The sequence below is a fragment of the Bradyrhizobium sp. RP6 genome (assembly GCF_003837805.1).
Classification (GTDB): Bacteria; Pseudomonadota; Alphaproteobacteria; order Rhizobiales; family Xanthobacteraceae; genus Bradyrhizobium.
The window spans coordinates 282,329-298,264 of the sequence record NZ_RQIT01000004.1 but is presented as its reverse complement, the minus strand read 5'-3'; the positions used below and the strand labels follow the sequence as shown (position 1 = coordinate 298,264).

Annotated in this window: 19 protein-coding genes; 13 read left to right on the top strand and 6 right to left on the bottom strand. The window is 64.7% G+C overall.

The window, feature by feature from the left end:
* The first annotated feature begins 73 nt into the window (after positions 1–73).
* The 9 genes from EHH60_RS12365 (at position 74) to EHH60_RS12325 (ending at position 9,177) form a co-directional block, all read left to right on the top strand.
* On the top strand, positions 74–1,111 hold the full coding sequence (locus EHH60_RS12365; RefSeq protein ID WP_124159735.1) for a class 1 fructose-bisphosphatase: 1,038 nt from the start codon (positions 74–76) through the stop codon (positions 1,109–1,111).
* Positions 1,112–1,123: 12 nt separating this feature from the next.
* Positions 1,124–1,999 (top strand): phosphoribulokinase, encoded by an 876-nt coding sequence (locus EHH60_RS12360; RefSeq protein ID WP_124159734.1) that lies wholly within the window; start codon positions 1,124–1,126, stop codon positions 1,997–1,999.
* A 16-nt stretch (positions 2,000–2,015) separates the two neighbouring features.
* A complete protein-coding gene (tkt, locus tag EHH60_RS12355; RefSeq protein ID WP_124159733.1) occupies positions 2,016–4,034 on the top strand; it encodes a transketolase in 2,019 nt (672 codons plus the stop codon).
* Between the two features lie 12 nt (positions 4,035–4,046).
* Positions 4,047–5,132, top strand: a complete 1,086-nt coding sequence (gene fba, locus EHH60_RS12350; protein WP_124159732.1) for a class II fructose-bisphosphate aldolase — start codon at positions 4,047–4,049, stop codon at positions 5,130–5,132.
* A gap of 38 nt (positions 5,133–5,170) precedes the next feature.
* A complete protein-coding gene (locus EHH60_RS12345) occupies positions 5,171–6,631 on the top strand; it encodes a form I ribulose bisphosphate carboxylase large subunit (protein WP_124159731.1) in 1,461 nt (486 codons plus the stop codon).
* Between the two features lie 11 nt (positions 6,632–6,642).
* Entirely contained in the window at positions 6,643–7,050 is a 408-nt protein-coding gene (locus tag EHH60_RS12340) for a ribulose bisphosphate carboxylase small subunit (RefSeq protein ID WP_124159730.1), read from the top strand.
* A gap of 94 nt (positions 7,051–7,144) precedes the next feature.
* The gene (gene cbbX / locus EHH60_RS12335) at positions 7,145–8,077 is read left to right on the top strand and encodes a CbbX protein (RefSeq protein WP_199751423.1); all 933 of its coding nucleotides are present in this window, start codon (positions 7,145–7,147) and stop codon (positions 8,075–8,077) included.
* Positions 8,074–8,793 carry a ribulose-phosphate 3-epimerase gene (gene rpe, locus EHH60_RS12330; RefSeq protein ID WP_124159728.1) on the top strand — a complete coding sequence of 240 codons (720 nt, stop codon included), beginning with the start codon at positions 8,074–8,076 and terminating at the stop codon, positions 8,791–8,793. Before cbbX ends, rpe begins: the two co-directional genes overlap by 4 nt.
* Positions 8,794–8,964: 171 nt before the next feature.
* Complete coding sequence (locus EHH60_RS12325; RefSeq protein WP_124159824.1) at positions 8,965–9,177, top strand: hypothetical protein; 213 nt, start codon at positions 8,965–8,967, stop codon at positions 9,175–9,177.
* A gap of 20 nt (positions 9,178–9,197) precedes the next feature.
* Here EHH60_RS12325 and EHH60_RS12320 read toward each other — a convergent pair whose 3' ends face one another.
* A complete protein-coding gene (locus EHH60_RS12320; protein WP_124159727.1) occupies positions 9,198–10,034 on the bottom strand; it encodes a universal stress protein in 837 nt (278 codons plus the stop codon).
* Positions 10,035–10,240: 206 nt separating this feature from the next.
* Between EHH60_RS12320 and EHH60_RS12315 the strand changes: the two genes are divergently transcribed.
* Complete coding sequence (locus EHH60_RS12315; RefSeq protein ID WP_124159726.1) at positions 10,241–11,785, top strand: Do family serine endopeptidase; 1,545 nt, start codon at positions 10,241–10,243, stop codon at positions 11,783–11,785.
* 268 nt (positions 11,786–12,053) lie between these two features.
* Positions 12,054–12,416: a hypothetical protein gene (locus tag EHH60_RS12310; protein WP_124159725.1), complete on the top strand. Its 363-nt coding sequence runs from the start codon at positions 12,054–12,056 to the stop codon at positions 12,414–12,416.
* A gap of 12 nt (positions 12,417–12,428) precedes the next feature.
* Here EHH60_RS12310 and EHH60_RS12305 read toward each other — a convergent pair whose 3' ends face one another.
* Positions 12,429–12,701, bottom strand: coding sequence for a DUF6496 domain-containing protein (locus tag EHH60_RS12305; protein WP_124159724.1), 273 nt, complete (start codon positions 12,699–12,701; stop codon positions 12,429–12,431).
* Positions 12,702–12,788: 87 nt separating this feature from the next.
* Positions 12,789–12,983: a DUF3072 domain-containing protein gene (locus EHH60_RS12300; RefSeq protein WP_124159723.1), complete on the bottom strand. Its 195-nt coding sequence runs from the start codon at positions 12,981–12,983 to the stop codon at positions 12,789–12,791.
* A 113-nt stretch (positions 12,984–13,096) separates the two neighbouring features.
* On the opposite strand from EHH60_RS12300, the gene EHH60_RS12295 reads away from it, so the two are divergent.
* Positions 13,097–13,369 (top strand): hypothetical protein, encoded by a 273-nt coding sequence (locus EHH60_RS12295; protein WP_124159722.1) that lies wholly within the window; start codon positions 13,097–13,099, stop codon positions 13,367–13,369.
* A 118-nt stretch (positions 13,370–13,487) separates the two neighbouring features.
* Here the strand turns inward: EHH60_RS12295 and EHH60_RS12290 are convergent, their stop codons facing one another.
* Positions 13,488–13,730 (bottom strand): hypothetical protein, encoded by a 243-nt coding sequence (locus tag EHH60_RS12290; protein WP_124159721.1) that lies wholly within the window; start codon positions 13,728–13,730, stop codon positions 13,488–13,490.
* Between the two features lie 94 nt (positions 13,731–13,824).
* Positions 13,825–14,082 (bottom strand): hypothetical protein, encoded by a 258-nt coding sequence (locus EHH60_RS12285; protein WP_124159720.1) that lies wholly within the window; start codon positions 14,080–14,082, stop codon positions 13,825–13,827.
* Between the two features lie 141 nt (positions 14,083–14,223).
* Between EHH60_RS12285 and EHH60_RS12280 the strand changes: the two genes are divergently transcribed.
* Entirely contained in the window at positions 14,224–14,445 is a 222-nt protein-coding gene (locus EHH60_RS12280) for a hypothetical protein (protein ID WP_124159719.1), read from the top strand.
* Here the strand turns inward: EHH60_RS12280 and EHH60_RS12275 are convergent.
* The gene (locus EHH60_RS12275) at positions 14,442–15,929 is read right to left on the bottom strand and encodes an HWE histidine kinase domain-containing protein (RefSeq protein ID WP_124159718.1); all 1,488 of its coding nucleotides are present in this window, start codon (positions 15,927–15,929) and stop codon (positions 14,442–14,444) included. The two genes, EHH60_RS12280 and EHH60_RS12275, sit on opposite strands and share 4 nt — an antisense overlap.
* Positions 15,930–15,936 lie beyond the last annotated feature (7 nt).

The following is a 15,936-nucleotide window of genomic DNA, read 5'->3' as shown; positions in this document are numbered from 1 at the left end:
GATGCCGGGACCGACCGCGCCGACCTCCAGTGGGGAGGAAACGGATGCGGCGCCGAAGAGGGGATGGACGCAGATGACCGGGCAACTCAGGCTGGACGACCAGCTTCAACGGTATTCCGAGACCGCGCCCCACGCGCTGGCGGTGGCGGGCGCCGTCGATGCCATCGCCGCAGCGGCGATCGAGATCGCCGATCTCATCGCCTCCGGCGATCTCGCCGACGCCTCGGGCCTGACCACGGACCGCAACAGCGACGGCGATCTCCAGCGCGATCTCGACGTCCAGGCCGATGCGATCCTGCGCCGCTGCCTCGGCCGGCTGCCGATCGCGGCGCTGGCGTCGGAGGAGATGCGCGAGGCCCAGATCGTCGACCGGCAGGGGCGCATCTGCATCGCGATAGATCCGCTCGACGGCTCCTCCAACATCGATATCAACATGACCGTCGGTACGATCTTCTCGATCCTGCCGGCACCCGGCGATCTCTCACTGGCCTTCCATCAGCGCGGCTCGGCGCAGCTCGCGGCCGGCTTCGTCACCTACGGCCCCCAGACCTCGCTGGTGCTGACGCTCGGCGACGGCGTCGACATCTTCACGCTCGATCGCAAGTCCGGCTGCTTCCGCCTCGCGCGCAGCGGCGTGCAGATTCCCGAGGCCGGCGACGAGTTCGCGATCAACGCATCGAACCGCCGGCATTGGGATCCGCCGGTGCGCGCCTTCATCGACGAATGCCTGGCCGGTGTCGAAGGGCCCGCCAACCACGATTTCAACATGCGCTGGATCGGCTCGCTGGTCGCGGAAGCCTATCGCATCCTCACCCGCGGCGGCGTGTTCCTCTATCCTTCGGACGCGCGGCCCGGCTATGGCGACGGCCGCCTTCGCCTCACCTACGAGGCGCATCCGATGGCGATGATCATGGAGCAGGCCGGCGGTTCGGCCTCGACGGGACGCGAGCGCATCCTCGAATTATCGGCGCAGAGCCTGCACCAGCGCGTCCCGCTGATCATGGGCTCGAGCAACGAGGTCCGGCGCGTCGAGGAGCTGCATTGCGATCCGCTGCTGGTTGCCAGCGTCTCCGCGCCGCTGTTCGCGCGGCGCGGCTTCTTCCGGCTCTGAGCGAGGCGCGCCATGTCCAGGAAGCATCCGATCATCTCCATTACCGGCTCCTCCGGCGCCGGCACCACCTCGGTCAAGAAGACCTTCGAGCAGATATTCTTCCGCGAGAAGGTCAACGCGGTCTACATCGAGGGTGACGCCTTCCACCGCTACGACCGCGCCGAGATGCGCGCGCAGATGGCGAAGGAGGCCGAGCGCGGCAACAAGCATTTCAGCCATTTCAGCCCCGAGACCAACCTGTTCGAGGAGCTGGAGCGCGCATTCCGCGATTACGGCGAGACCGGCACCGCGGTGACGCGTCACTACGTCCACGATGCCGAGGAATCGGCGCTGCACGGCGCGGCACCCGGCACCTTCACCGACTGGAAGCAGCTGCCGGAGAACTCCGATCTGCTGTTCTACGAAGGCCTGCACGGCGCCGTGGTCACGGACAAGGTGAATGTCGCGCGCTATGCCGATCTGAAGATCGGCGTCGTGCCCGTCATCAATCTCGAATGGATCCAGAAGCTGCACCGCGATCGCAGCGCGCGCGGCTATTCGACAGAGGCCGTTACCGACACCATCCTGCGGCGGATGCCGGACTACATCCACTACATCTGCCCGCAATTCACGGAGACCGACATCAACTTCCAGCGCGTGCCGACGGTGGACACCTCCAACCCGTTCATCGCGCGCTGGATCCCGACGCCGGATGAATCGATGGTCGTGATCCGCTTCAAAAACCCGCGCGGCATCGACTTCCCCTACCTGCTCTCGATGCTGCCGCAGAGCTGGATGTCCCGCGCGAACTCGATCGTGTGTCCGGGCGCGAAGCTCGACCTCGCGATGCAGCTGATCCTGACGCCGCTGATCATGCAGCTGATCGAGCGCAAGCGAAACCTGAAGTGAACGAGGAGAGAATCCGATGAACATCTCCGTCCACGCCGAAGCCGACCTCATGGCGGTCACGCACCACGATCTCGCCAACGCTGTCCGCTTCCTCGCTGTGGACGCTATCGAGACCTCGCAGTCCGGCCATCCCGGGCTACCCATGGGCATGGCCGATGTCGCGACCGTGCTGTTCTCGCGCTTTCTCAAATTCGACTCGGCGCATCCCAACTGGCCCGACCGCGACCGCTTCGTGCTGTCGGCGGGCCACGGATCGATGCTGCTCTATGCGCTGCTGCATTTGACCGGCGGCGATGTCAGCCTTGACGACATCAAGGCCTTCAGGCAATGGGGCTCGAAGACGCCGGGCCATCCCGAATATGGCCACACGCGCGGCGTCGAGACCACAACGGGACCGCTGGGGCAGGGCATCGCGACCGCCGTCGGCATGGCGCTCGCCGAGCGCATGGCCAATGCGCGGCATGGCGACAGCCTCGTCGATCACTTCACCTATGTCATCGCGGGCGACGGCTGCCTGATGGAGGGCATCAGCCAGGAGGCGATCTCGCTCGCCGGCCATCTCGGGCTCGGCCGGCTGATCGTGCTGTTCGATGACAACGGCATCTCCATCGACGGCCCGACCTCGCTTGCGACGTCGGATGACCAGCTTGCGCGCTTCGCCGCCTCCGGCTGGTCGGTGCGTCGGGTCGACGGGCACGATCCCGAAGCCGTGGCACAGGCGATTGCCGAGGAGCGGGAGACCGCACAGCCGTCGCTGATCGCCTGCCGCACCATCATCGGCTATGGCGCGCCTGATTGGCAGGGCACCGAAAAGGCGCATGGCGCGCCGCTCGGCACCGAGCAGACGGCGGCGGCGCGCCGGAATCTTGGTTGGGACTATCAGCCCTTCGTGGTGCCGATCCCGGTGCTCAAGGCCTGGCGGATGATCGGGCAGCGCGGGCAGGTCGATCGCCTCGCCTGGCTCGATCGCTACGAAGCTGCAACGCCCGAGCAGCGCGATCTGTTCGTCGAGGGCAAGGCTGTGGCTCTGCCCGCCGCCTATGCGCTGGCCGCGGCGAAATTGCGCGAGCGCTTTGCCAGTGAGCGGCCAAAACTCGCGACGCGGCAGGCCTCGCAACAGGTGCTCGACGGCATCGCCGGGACAATTCCCGGCCTGGTCGGCGGTTCGGCGGACCTGACACATTCGAACCTGACGCATGCCAAGGCGCAGGCTCCGGTCAGGAACGGCGCGTTCGGCGGCGACTACATCCATTACGGCATTCGCGAGCACGGTATGGCAGCTGCGATGAACGGCCTCGCGCTGCATGGCGGCTTCATCCCGTACGGCGGCACGTTCCTCGCGTTCTCCGACTACAGCCGGCCTGCGATCCGACTTGCGGCCCTGATGCGCCTGCGCGTGATCCATGTGATGACGCACGACTCCATCGGACTCGGAGAGGATGGCCCGACGCACCAGCCGGTCGAGCATCTCGCGGCGCTGCGCGTAATTCCCAACCTGCTCGTGTTCCGGCCGGCTGATGCCGTGGAGACGCTCGAGGCCTGGGACTGCGCGCTGGCGGCGGAGCATCGTGCGTCCGTGTTGTGCCTGTCGCGGCAGGCTTTACCGACCTTCCGCAGCGATGCGCGCGGGAAAAACCGCGTCGCGCGCGGTGCCTACCTCGTCGTCTCGCCCGACGGCGGCCGCGACGTGACGCTGATCGCAACCGGCTCGGAAGTGGCGATAGCCCTGGACGCCGCCCGCCTGCTCGCGACCGAGCACATCCGTGCGGCCGTGGTCTCCGTGCCGTGCTTCGCCCTGTTCGAGGAGCAGCCGGACGACTACCGCGCCACCGTGCTCGGCACCGCGCCGCGCGTCGGGATCGAGGCGGCGGTGCTGGGCGACTGGCCGCGCTGGATCGGCGCCGACGGCGAGTTCGTCGGCATGCGCGGTTTCGGCGCCTCGGCGCCTGCGCCCGTGCTGTACCGCGAGTTCGGCATCACACCGCAAAGCATTGCGGAAGCCGCCCGCCGGTCGATCGCCCGCAAGAGACAATAAGGAGGACGTCCCGTGGCCCGTATCACACTTCGCCAGCTGCTCGATCATGCCGCCAGCCACGGTTATGCCGTGCCGGCTTTCAACATCAACAATATGGAGCAAGGCATCGCGATCATGCAGGCGGCGGCCGAGGTCGATGCGCCCGTCATCATCCAGGCCTCACGCGGTGCGCGCAGCTATGCCGGCGATCTCATGCTCTCGCACATGATCGACGCGCTGGAGCGGACCTATCCCGACATCCCGATCTGCATGCACCAGGACCACGGCAATGACGAGGCGACCTGTGCCTCGGCCATCGCCCACGGTTTTACGTCGGTGATGATGGACGGCTCGCTGAAGGCCGACGCAAAGACGGCGGCCGACTACGACTACAACGTCGCGATCACCCGCCGCGTCGTCGATCTCGCGCATTGGGTCGGAGCGTCGGTCGAGGGCGAACTCGGCGTGCTCGGCTCGCTCGAGCACGGCGGCGGCGAGCAGGAGGACGGTCACGGCGTCGAGGGCAAGGTCAGCCACGATCAGCTCTTGACCGATCCCGACCAGGCAGTCGATTTCGTCCGGGCAACGAAGGTCGACGCTCTGGCGATCGCGATGGGCACCTCGCACGGCGCCTACAAGTTCAGCCGCAAGCCGGATGGTGACATCCTGGCGATGCGCGTGGTGGAGGAGATCCATCGCCGGCTGCCAAACACCCATCTGGTCATGCACGGCTCGTCCTCGGTGCCGCAGTCGCTTCAGGACATGTTCAACCAGTTCGGTGGCGAGATGCCGCAGACCTGGGGCGTGCCGGTGGACGAGATCGTCCGCGGCATCAAGAGCGGCGTGCGCAAGGTCAATATCGACACCGATTGCCGGCTGGCCATGACCGCCGTGTTCCGAAAAGTGGCTGCGCAGGCACGCTCCGAGTTCGATCCGCGTAAATTCCTCAAACCCGCGATGGATGCGATGCGCGAACTTTGCCGCGAGCGCTTCGAGCAGTTCGGCACGGCGGGCCATGCGAGCAGGATCAAGGTGGTCCCGATGAGCGAGATGGCGCGGCGCTATCGCGCCGGCGAGCTCGATCCGCGCGTCGACGCCCGCGAGTCCGTAGCGGCCTAGTCAATCAGATAGAGCAGAGAAGAGAGCAGGAGAGAGACATGAACGCACATGCAGGCACGCTCCGCGGCAAGGAGCGCTATCGCTCCGGCGTGATGGAATACAAGCGCATGGGCTATTGGGAGCCCGACTACACGCCGAAGGACACCGACGTCATCGCACTGTTCCGCGTCACGCCGCAGGAAGGCGTCGACCCCATCGAGGCCTCTGCTGCGGTGGCTGGAGAATCCTCGACCGCGACCTGGACGGTGGTGTGGACCGATCGCCTGACGGCGGCCGAGAAATATCGCGCCAAATGCTATCGCGTCGATCCGGTGCCGGGCACGCCGGGCTCGTACTTCGCCTACATCGCCTATGACCTCGACCTGTTCGAGCCGGGGTCGATCGCGAACCTGTCCGCCTCGATCATCGGCAACGTGTTCGGCTTCAAGCCGCTCAAGGCGCTGCGGCTGGAGGACATGCGTTTCCCGGTCGCCTATGTGAAGACGTTCCAGGGGCCGGCGACCGGCATCGTGGTCGAGCGCGAACGGCTCGACAAGTTCGGCCGGCCGCTGCTGGGTGCAACGGTGAAGCCGAAGCTCGGACTTTCGGGGCGCAACTACGGCCGCGTGGTCTACGAGGCGCTGAAGGGCGGGCTGGACTTCACCAAGGACGACGAGAACATCAACTCGCAGCCCTTCATGCATTGGCGTGACCGATTTCTCTACTGCATGGAGGCGGTGAACAGGGCGCAGGCGGCCTCGGGCGAGGTCAAGGGCACCTACCTGAATGTCACCGCGGGCACGATGGAGGATATGTACGAGCGTGCAGAGTTCGCCAAGGAACTCGGGTCATGCATCGTCATGATCGACCTCGTGATCGGCTACACCGCAATCCAGTCGATGGCCAAATGGGCGCGGCGGAACGACATGATCCTGCATCTGCACCGCGCCGGCCATTCGACCTATACGCGGCAGAAGAGCCATGGCGTGTCGTTCCGCGTCATCGCGAAGTGGATGCGGCTCGCCGGCGTCGACCACATCCATGCCGGCACGGTGGTCGGCAAGCTCGAAGGCGACCCCAACACCACGCGCGGCTACTACGACGTCTGCCGCGAGGACTTCAACCCGACCAAGCTCGAGCATGGCCTGTTCTTCGACCAGTCATGGGCGAGCCTCAACAAGATGATGCCGGTCGCCTCCGGCGGCATCCACGCCGGCCAGATGCATCAGCTGCTTGATCTCCTGGGCGAAGACGTCGTGCTGCAATTCGGCGGCGGCACCATCGGCCATCCCATGGGCATTGCGGCCGGCGCGACCGCCAATCGCGTGGCGCTGGAAGCGATGATCCTCGCCCGCAATGAGGGCCGCGACTACGTCCACGAAGGGCCGGAGATCCTCGCCCAGGCGGCCCAGACCTGCACGCCGCTGAAGGCCGCGCTCGAGGTCTGGAAGGACGTCACCTTCAACTATCAATCCACCGATACGCCGGACTTCGTGCCGACGGCGCTGGAAACCGTCTGAGGAGAATTGAGATGAAGATCACCCAGGGCTGCTTCTCGTTCCTGCCCGATCTGACCGACGAGCAGATCACCAGCCAAGTGCAATATTGCCTTGCCAACGGCTGGGCGGTGAACATCGAGTTCACCGACGATCCGCATCCCCGCAACACCTATTGGGAGATGTGGGGCCTGCCGATGTTCGATCTTCAGGACGCCGCCGGAGTGATGATGGAGCTCGCCGAGTGCCGCAGGGTTTACGGCGACAGCTACATCCGCATCAGCGGCTTCGATGCCAGCCATGGCTGGGAGTCGGTGCGGATCTCGTTCCTCGTCAACCGGCCGAAGCAAGAGGCGGAGTTCGAACTGGTGCGGCAGGAAGTGGCCGGACGCGCGATCCGCTACACCGCCGTGCGAAAGCCGGCCGCCAACGCCTCTCAATAACACTTCCTCCGCGCGGAGCTCTCCCTGCTCCGCATCCTTGGCGGACCACTGCTTCGCCGCTCCCAGCGGCGAAGCTCTTTTCTTCGAGGTGCCGATGCTTGATGTTCCCCATGCAACGACGACCGAACAGAGCGAGCCGCGTTTCGATCTTCGCAAGGAGGCCGAAGCGGCCGGGATCACGGATACGCTGCAACAGCTCGACCAGGAATTGATCGGGCTCAAGCCGGTGAAGAACCGCGTGCGCCAGATCGCCTCGCTGCTGCTGATCGAGCGTATCCGGCAGCGTGCGGGCCTCGCCTCCGCGCCGCCGACGCTGCATATGTCGTTCACGGGCAATCCCGGCACCGGCAAGACCACCGTGGCGCTGCGCATGGCCAGGATCCTGCACGGCCTCGGCTTCGTGCGGCGCGGGCAGGTGATTTCGGTGACGCGTGACGATCTCGTCGGCCAGTATATCGGCCACACCGCGCCGAAAACCAAGGAGATCCTGAAGAAGGCGATGGGTGGCGTATTGTTCATCGACGAGGCCTATTACCTGCATCGTCCCGATAACGAGCGCGACTATGGCCAGGAATCGATCGAGATCCTGCTCCAGGTGATGGAGAACCAGCGCGAAGACCTCGTCGTGATCCTCGCCGGCTATGGCGAGCGGATGACGAGCTTCTTCGCGTCCAACCCCGGTTTCCGTTCGCGCATCGCCCATCACATCGAATTTCCCGACTATGCGGAAGCCGAGCTGCTCGTCATCGCCGAGCTGATGCTGAAGGAGCGGGGTTATCGCTTCTCGGCAGCCGCGCGCGAGGCGTTCGAGAAATACATCGCGCTGCGCCGGACCCAGCCGTTCTTCTCCAACGCCCGGTCGATCCGCAACGCGGTCGACCGCATCCGCCTGCGGCAAGCCGATCGTCTGGTGTCCGATCTCAATCGCATGCTCGATGTCGCCGACCTCGAGACCATCGATCCCATGGACGTCCTTGCGAGCCGCGTGTTCAGCGGCGGCGCCGATGCGCGGAGTGCAGCGCCATGACCGAAGACATTCTCATCGCTCCGTCGATTCTGGCGGCGGATTTCGCGCGCCTCGGCGAGGAGATCGCGGCGATCGATTCGGCCGGGGCCGACTGGATCCATTGCGACGTCATGGATGGGCATTTCGTGCCGAACATCAGTTTCGGTGCTGACGTCATCAAGGCGATCCGGCCGTTGACGAAGAAGGTCTTCGACGTGCATTTGATGATCGCCCCGACCGATCCTTATCTCGAGGCGTTCGCGAAAGCCGGAGCGGACTTCATCACGGTGCACGCCGAAGCCGGCCCGCATCTCGACCGCTCGCTCCAGGCCATCCGCTCGCTCGGCAGGAAAGCTGGCGTCAGCCTTTGTCCGTCAACGCCGGAGGCTGCGATCGAATACGTGCTCGACCGCATCGATCTCGTGCTGCTGATGACGGTCAATCCGGGCTTTGGCGGCCAATCGTTCATCGGATCGCAGATCGAGAAGATCAAGCGGATTAGGACCATGATCGGCGAGCGGCCGATCCGACTCGAAGTCGATGGCGGCATCACGCGCGACAATGCCGCTGCCGTGGCCGCAGCGGGTGCCGATACGCTCGTCGCGGGTTCCGCCGTGTTTCGCGGCAACAGCGCTGCGGACTATGCCGCCAATATCGCCGCCATTCGCATCGCCGCCGAGGCGGGCCGAGTTCCTGCGGGGCGCATGCGCGTAAGCGACGGAGGCCGTATCCGCTAGACTCGGGGAGGCCGAGCGCCTGTCGGCGCCATTTTGGAACTTTGACCCGAATACGAATTTCCCAAGAACGAGCCGAGATCAGGCGAGGGGGCGCAGCAAATCTTTTGCATGACCGCCATCGGCCTGACGCAAATCAAGGCAATAACCTTGGCAGATGCGAGGGAGGGTCTCATGGAGAACGTACGTCGCTACCGGGCGCTGGCGTCCCTCTGTCGTCAGCAGGCGGCCTACCGGCCGCTCCAGAACTGGGAACTCCTCGGCCAGGCCGAACATTTTGAACATCTCGCGGAAGTCGAACTCAAGGCGCATTTCAACGCGTGCAATGTGCAACGCGATGAGGACGCTGCCGCGCCCGCGACGTGGGAGGCTCCGGTCGCGGCGTAATGGCGCCAGGCCGGCTCGGCTCAATGCGACATCAGCGTCGGGACTGTCATGGCTTCCAGCATGGCGCGGGTGACGCCCCCGAGAACGCGCTCCTGCAACCGCGAATGGCCGTAGCCGCCCATCACCAGGAGGTCGAGGCTCTCGTCCGCTGCAAGCGACAGGATGGTCGGTTGAATGTCGGCGCGCGTTGCCGACAGGCCGACCGTGCGGGTCGACAGCCCGCGCCGGCCGAGATGTCTTGCCAGGCTGCTCGCTGAAGCCTCACCGGAGACGGCGTCGGCCTCGTTGATGGTGATGATCACGATCTCTGCGGCGCGCGCCAGGAACGTTGCTGCGTCGCGCACGGCGCGGGCAGCGAGGCGGCTGCCGTCCCAGCAGATGCCGACCCGGTTTGCGTTGAAGGCTCCCCGGAAGGTGTAGGGCAGGAACAGCACCGGGCCGCCCGCCTGAAACAGGATCTCGCCTGGCACGTCGTTGTCGAACGAGCCTTGCGTCGGATCAGGCTGGAGCACGATGCTGAGGTCGTGCAGTCGCGCCATCTGGCCGAGCGAGACGGCGGCATCCGCCGGGATCGCCCCGAGCGCATGGCTGGCGTAGGAGACGCCGGCGTTTGCCGCCTCGCTCCTGAACACCGCGAGCGCGGCCTCGGCCCGCTCAACGGCGCGCTCGCGCTCCAGTTCGAACACGGCCGCCACCGCCGCGCCGCCCTCCATCACGTAAGCTGCACTGGTTGCGACATAGCCGACCGCGACCGCGTCGAGATGCGCGTTGAGGTGCGCCGCGAGCGAGATCGAGCCTTCGATAGCAGAACGCATGGGACGTTCGGTGGGAATGTGGACGAGAATGTCTTTGTACATGGCGCGCCTCCGGTGGACCTCATGGTTGCAGTTTTTCACTGCGCGAAGCGCCCGTGTTGAGCTGCATCAAATGAGCAGCGACGATTTGCCTGCCGCGCCCGCTTTGCCATTCTTTGCCGAGATTTAATCGGACGGACGGGACGCCGTAAGGTGGCAGCGACCATGTTGAGGACAAGGCGACACCAGCTCAACATGGATATTTCGACATGAACGATCGCGTCAATTCCGACACCACCACGTCCCGCAAGATCTTGAGGCCGCGCCGGCTCGCGCTGCTCGGCACCGTGGCCGCGCTGGGCGTGGCCGCCCTGTCAATGGCGCCAGGCTCCGCGCCGTTCGGTACGAACTCCTTCATTGCGCCGGCTCAGGCTGCGGAAGCCGCGGCTACGCCGGCGGGCTTCGGCGATCTGGTCAGCAAGGTCAAACCCGCGGTGATCTCGGTGCGGGTGAAGATCGACCAGGACAACGACAAGACCGCGATGCTGCAGCAGAACCGGATGGATTCGGACGAGGATACGCCGTTCGACCAGTTCTCCCGACAGTTCGGCTTCCGCTTCCCGGGTGGTATGAACGGCATGCCGCGCCAGCGCCATCAGATGATCACGGGCGAAGGCTCCGGCTTCTTCATTTCGCCCGACGGCTATGCCGTGACTAACAACCACGTCGTCGATCATGCCGAGTCGGTTCAGGTGACGATGGATGACGGTACGACCTACACTGCGAAAGTCGTCGGCACCGATCCGAAGACCGATCTCGCGCTGATCAAGGTCGATGGCAAGAAGGACTTTCCGTTCGTCAAATTCTCCGACCAGAAGCCGCGCATCGGCGACTGGGTGGTCGCGGTCGGCAATCCCTTCGGTCTTGGCGGCACTGTTACCGCCGGCATCGTCTCGGCCAGCGGCCGGGATATCGGCAATGGTCCTTATGACGACTTCATCCAGATCGATGCGCCCATCAACAAGGGCAATTCCGGCGGCCCGGCCTTCGACATGAACGGCAACGTGATCGGCGTCAACACTGCGATCTTCTCGCCCTCGGGCGGCTCGGTCGGCATCGGCTTCGATATTCCCGCCTCGACCGCCAAGCTCGTCGTCGCGCAATTGAAGGACAAGGGCGTGGTCACCCGAGGCTGGCTCGGCGTGCAGGTGCAGCCCGTGACGTCTGATATTGCCGACAGCCTCGGCCTCAAGGAGGCGCGCGGCGCGATCGTCGACAATCCGCAGGATGGCAGCCCGGCGGCGAAGGCCGGCATCGAGGCGGGGGACGTCATCACCGCCGTCAACGGCACCACGATCAAGGACTCCCGTGACCTCGCCCGCACCATCGCCACGTTAGCGCCTGGCACGTCGGTGAAGCTCGATGTCTTCCGCAAGGGCGACAGCAAAACGGTGACCCTGGCGCTCGGCGAGCTGCCGAACGAGCGGCAAGCCAAGGGAAATGGCACCGACGAGGGCAGGAGGCAGCCGAGTGCCGGCACGCCGCGCCTCGGCCTCAGCCTGGCGCCGGCCGGGGACGTCCAGGGCGCGGGCCAGAAGGGCGTCGTCGTCACCGAGGTCGATCCGCAAGGGCCGGCGGCACAGCGCGGCATTCAGACTGGCGATGTCATCCTCAATGTCGGCGGCAAGGCCGTCGAGAATGTCGGCGACGTCCGTTCGGAACTGGCGCAGGCCAAAACGTCGGGCAAGCGGAGCGTGTTGTTGCAGGTCAAAAGCGCGGAGGCGACAAGATTCGTGGCAGTTCCGCTCGCGTGAGCCGGGCGCATCGAGCGACACAGGTTAAAAAAGGCGGCCCTCGGGCCGCCTTTCCTCTTCATCCTCGAAATTTCCGTTGGGTTAGCGATAACATTCTCGTTAACCGCAGGGATGATGACGCAGTTCGTCCGAAAAAGCCGTGTTCGATCATCACAGTTCCAACACCGCTGCGGCAATGGAGTCGTAGAGGTGGGTTGCAATCGCGGAACTTCGAACTTGCGGCTGCTTTGTGGAACTTGCCGGCGGTTCGAATTTGATCGGTGCCGACATGGATCGATTGAAGCTCTCGCTGAGGAGTGCACTGCTCGTCGTGCCATTGGTGCTCTGTGGCGGACACGCGCTCGGGCGTGACGACGGCCGCTACGCGAATTCCCCTCTGAAACCATGGTTCGACAGCCTGCGCAGCCAGCTCGGTCCGTGCTGCTCGGATGCGGATGGCTTTGCCGTCGCCGATCCCGACTGGGAGTCGTACAACGGCCGTTACCGCGTGCGTCTGGACGGGCAGTGGATCGAGGTGCCGGACGAAGCCGTCATCACCGAGCCGAACCGGGCCGGCCGCACCATGGTGTGGCCGGTGAAGACTGCGTTCGGGATTTCGATCCGATGCTTCATGCCCGGCAGCATGATCTGAGACAGGTTAGCGTCAGCGCTTGCTGGATTTGCGCTTCGACGACTTCTTTGACGACCTTTTGCTTTTGGACGTCTTCTTGGCACTCTTCCGCTTCGATGCCTTCTTAGGGACCTTCTTGCCCTTCTTGCGCGCCTTCGACAGTCCGATCGCGATCGCCTGCTTGCGGCTCTTCACGCGGCCCCCGCGCCCGCTCTTGGCGGTGCCCTTCTTGTAGCGCCGCATCTCGCTTTCGACATCGCTGCCGGAACTGCGAGAGTAGCGACGTTTCTTTGCCTTGCGTGCCATGCATGTTCTCCCTTGGCTGAGGAGAACCATTCGGCACAGCCATGGTTCCGGCAACGCCTGCACACCGTTGCGGGCGCGCGACGCAGGCTAGAAGGAATTCGCCAACTCGATCTCCGCCTCCAACGCCTGGATGCGCCGTGCTGCCTCGCCGAAAGACAGGTCCCGTGCATATTGGGCCGGTTGATACGCCTCTTCACTCAGCCGCCTCAGCCTGAGACCCTGCGCCCGCGTCATCTGCTCTCCAAGAAAAGCCTTGGCGTCGTATTTACCTTGAATCTGCATCTGCCTTCTCCGTTCCGAGATCCACTTGACTATATGTTCTTATTTTGTTCTAACAAGCCATGGACAACAGAATTAATGAAATTCGACGTAAAATCAGAGTTTTGAGGCTCGAAATGGCCGACGTCGAAGCGTCGGTGCGCAACCTCGTCGAGCGCGACTGCGACTGCACAGAAAGGGCCTTGGCGCAGATGGTTCTGCGCCGGAGAATCAACCTCCTGATCGGCGAATGGAAGGCAGCCGGCGGCAGCGACGTTCTGCCTGACGTCCGCGACCGCGTGCGCCTTCGTCCCGCGAAGACAGTCGGCAACACCGTGCGCGCGAGCGGGCGCCGAGATACTCAAGCTGGGCTCAACCATCCGGCAGCTGCAGCGCGACCGCCTCGGTGAGGCCGCAGCCCAGCTTCTGATTGCGCGCAAGTGGACGCGGCTAGAGCATCTCATGACGGCGAGCAGCGAGAGAAAGGGCCCCGCAACGGCGGAGCCCTCTATGGCTTCCAGGCGTGGACTATTTGGTGTTGGTCATGCCGCCCTTGTTCGTCATGGTGCCGCCCTGATCGGAGCCGGGCCCGGAGCCGCCCTGGCCGGAAGGATCAGCGCCCTTGGGAGACTTGGTGTTGGCGCCGGTGGTCTGCGACGATGACATCGAGGATCCGTGCTTGGCCTTGTGTGACTTGGCCTGCACGGCGAACGGTGCGGCGGCAAGGCCGGTTGCCAACATTACGGCGAGAGCGAGCTTGGTCGTGTTCATGCGGGGAAACTCCCTGAGTTAATTTGACGCAGGCAGCCAACCGCTATTCGCCGCCGGAGTTCCCGACAAAGCGTCCCCCCGCGGATCACGCGCTTCAAGATTGCTTGTCCTCATAAATGATGAACACGACGCCGGTGAGCGTCGCGCCGATCGCGAACGTCGTCACCAGGGTGAGGGCGAACACCAGAATGGCTTGGCTTCCGCCGTTATTCAGCAGGTTGGCCACGGCCGGATTGGACACGACGAGCGCGAGGCTGAAGGTGAGGCCGAGGGCTGCGCCCATCATCGCGTGCGTCATCAGCTTGATGAGGCCACTGGCAGAGATCAGTTCAGACGACTTCTTCGTGCGCATGGGAGGTCATTCCCGAACCGGCATGCCAACGCCCGCATGATTCTGTGGTTCCATTCGGTTGAAATAATTGTCATCGTCCGCTTCATCCGACGTTCATGCCGGGCTTGCGAGGATGAGTGCCATCAAAACGGGAACATCGATATGGGTAAGGTAGTCTTTCTTTACCGCTCGCTAGCCTATCGTCATGCGGCCGCGGACATCCTGCGCAAGGCCCGCAGGCTACCGCGCGGAGCAGAGCGAAGCGCGGCGCGCCGTTACGCCAGGGCGTTGCGCGATCTCGCCCGAACGGAAGCCTGGCTGGAAGGGCGGGTGCCGCGCGAAGCGCGGATGGCCCAGCGCATGACGAGCGCGGTGTCCGGTTAGCCGGATGCGCGCTGCAATTCGGCGGAGCCGCCGGTGTCGAACTTGCCGAGTCCGGCCGTCGCCGTCTTTCGCGTCAGCGGCACCTCCAGACGGCACAACAGGCCCTCGGCGCGCCAATCGAACTGCGCCTGTCCGCCAAGCTGGGACTCGACGCTCGCAAGCAGGCTCCGCGTGCCGAAGCCGCGAGATTTCGGTGTCATGACCAGCGGACCGCCGGATTCCTCCCAGCTCAGCGTGAGCAGCTCGTCCTCGACCTGCCAATCGATCGCGAGCCGCCCCGATCGAGTCGAGAGCGCGCCGTACTTGGCCGAGTTGGTGAAGAGCTCGTGCAGTGCGAGCGCCAGCGTCTGGGCCGTCGCGGGCAGCAACTGAACTTCGGGACCTTCCAATCTGATCTGGTCGCCGAGCGAATAGGGCGCAAGCTCCTCGTCGATCAGCCTGGAGAGTTCGGCGCCCTGCCAGCTGGACAGCGACAGAATGGTGTGCACGCGCGCCAGTGCATTGATGCGTCCCTCGACCGCGTTGACATAGTCCTTGACCTCGTCGGCCCGGGTGAGGCGCACGATGGACTGGGCCAGCGCCAGTGCGTTCTTGGCGCGATGATCGACTTCCCGCGCCAGGAGATTCTGCCGCTCCTCGGCGCGCTTGCGTTCGGTGATATCGACGGTGACGCCGCTCACGCGCACCACGCGCCCGCGCTCGTCGACTGTCGCCGCCGCCGTGCCGACGCACCAGCGCACCTCGCCATCGGGCCGCACAATGCGGAATTCCGTTTCATAGGCGCGCGTGCCCTTGTTGAATTCGGCGATCGCCTTGCGCAACTGATCGACGTCATCGGGATGCAACAGCGCCTGGACGTTGGCCGGATTGACCTCGAAACTGTCCGGGTCGACGCCGAAGATGCGGTATTGCCCGTCGTCCCACATCCAATCGCCGCTGCTCCAGTCCCAATCCCAGGATCCCATCTTGCCGGCAGAGATCGCCATGCTGCGCCGCTGCTCGCTCTCGCGCAGCTTCGCGGTGGAGCTCTCCAGCTCCGCGGTGCGTGCGCGGACGCGGTCCTCGAGTTCGTGGTTCAGCCGTTCGAGCTCGCGCGTCTTGCGGTAGAGCTCGGCAAATACCCTGATCTTGGCACGCAGCACCTCCGGCACGACCGGCACAGGCACGTAGTCGACCGCGCCCATCTCGTAGCCGCGCAACCGGTCGATGTCGCTGACCTGGATCGCAGAGATGAAGATCATGGCGGTCTTCTGGAAACGCGGATGCGAGCGGATCATTGCGGCGAGTTCGAAGCCGTCGAGTTCGGGCATGCAGACGTCGACCAGGATCACCGCGATCTCGGTCTTGAGCAGCACCTCCAGCGCCTCGCGTCCCGATGAGGCGATCACGAGGTTCTCGCCGAGATCCTTCAGGATCACCTCATAGGCCAGCAGCTTGGCCGGCTGATCGTCGACGAGCAGGATGTTGACCTTTTCCTGGTCCATACGCGGG

Coding starts and splice junctions, on each gene's coding strand:
- EHH60_RS12365 (WP_124159735.1), top strand. CDS start 74: ATGACCGGGCAACTCAGGCTGGACGACCAGCTTCAACGGTATTCCGAG.
- EHH60_RS12360 (WP_124159734.1), top strand. CDS start 1,124: ATGTCCAGGAAGCATCCGATCATCTCCATTACCGGCTCCTCCGGCGCC.
- tkt (WP_124159733.1), top strand. CDS start 2,016: ATGAACATCTCCGTCCACGCCGAAGCCGACCTCATGGCGGTCACGCAC.
- EHH60_RS12345 (WP_124159731.1), top strand. CDS start 5,171: ATGAACGCACATGCAGGCACGCTCCGCGGCAAGGAGCGCTATCGCTCC.
- EHH60_RS12340 (WP_124159730.1), top strand. CDS start 6,643: ATGAAGATCACCCAGGGCTGCTTCTCGTTCCTGCCCGATCTGACCGAC.
- cbbX (WP_199751423.1), top strand. CDS start 7,145: ATGCTTGATGTTCCCCATGCAACGACGACCGAACAGAGCGAGCCGCGT.
- rpe (WP_124159728.1), top strand. CDS start 8,074: ATGACCGAAGACATTCTCATCGCTCCGTCGATTCTGGCGGCGGATTTC.
- EHH60_RS12325 (WP_124159824.1), top strand. CDS start 8,965: ATGGAGAACGTACGTCGCTACCGGGCGCTGGCGTCCCTCTGTCGTCAG.
- EHH60_RS12320 (WP_124159727.1), bottom strand. CDS start 10,034: ATGTACAAAGACATTCTCGTCCACATTCCCACCGAACGTCCCATGCGT.
- EHH60_RS12315 (WP_124159726.1), top strand. CDS start 10,241: ATGAACGATCGCGTCAATTCCGACACCACCACGTCCCGCAAGATCTTG.
- EHH60_RS12310 (WP_124159725.1), top strand. CDS start 12,054: ATGGATCGATTGAAGCTCTCGCTGAGGAGTGCACTGCTCGTCGTGCCA.
- EHH60_RS12305 (WP_124159724.1), bottom strand. CDS start 12,701: ATGGCACGCAAGGCAAAGAAACGTCGCTACTCTCGCAGTTCCGGCAGC.
- EHH60_RS12300 (WP_124159723.1), bottom strand. CDS start 12,983: ATGCAGATTCAAGGTAAATACGACGCCAAGGCTTTTCTTGGAGAGCAG.
- EHH60_RS12295 (WP_124159722.1), top strand. CDS start 13,097: ATGGCCGACGTCGAAGCGTCGGTGCGCAACCTCGTCGAGCGCGACTGC.
- EHH60_RS12290 (WP_124159721.1), bottom strand. CDS start 13,730: ATGAACACGACCAAGCTCGCTCTCGCCGTAATGTTGGCAACCGGCCTT.
- EHH60_RS12285 (WP_124159720.1), bottom strand. CDS start 14,082: ATGCGCACGAAGAAGTCGTCTGAACTGATCTCTGCCAGTGGCCTCATC.
- EHH60_RS12280 (WP_124159719.1), top strand. CDS start 14,224: ATGGGTAAGGTAGTCTTTCTTTACCGCTCGCTAGCCTATCGTCATGCG.
- EHH60_RS12275 (WP_124159718.1), bottom strand. CDS start 15,929: ATGGACCAGGAAAAGGTCAACATCCTGCTCGTCGACGATCAGCCGGCC.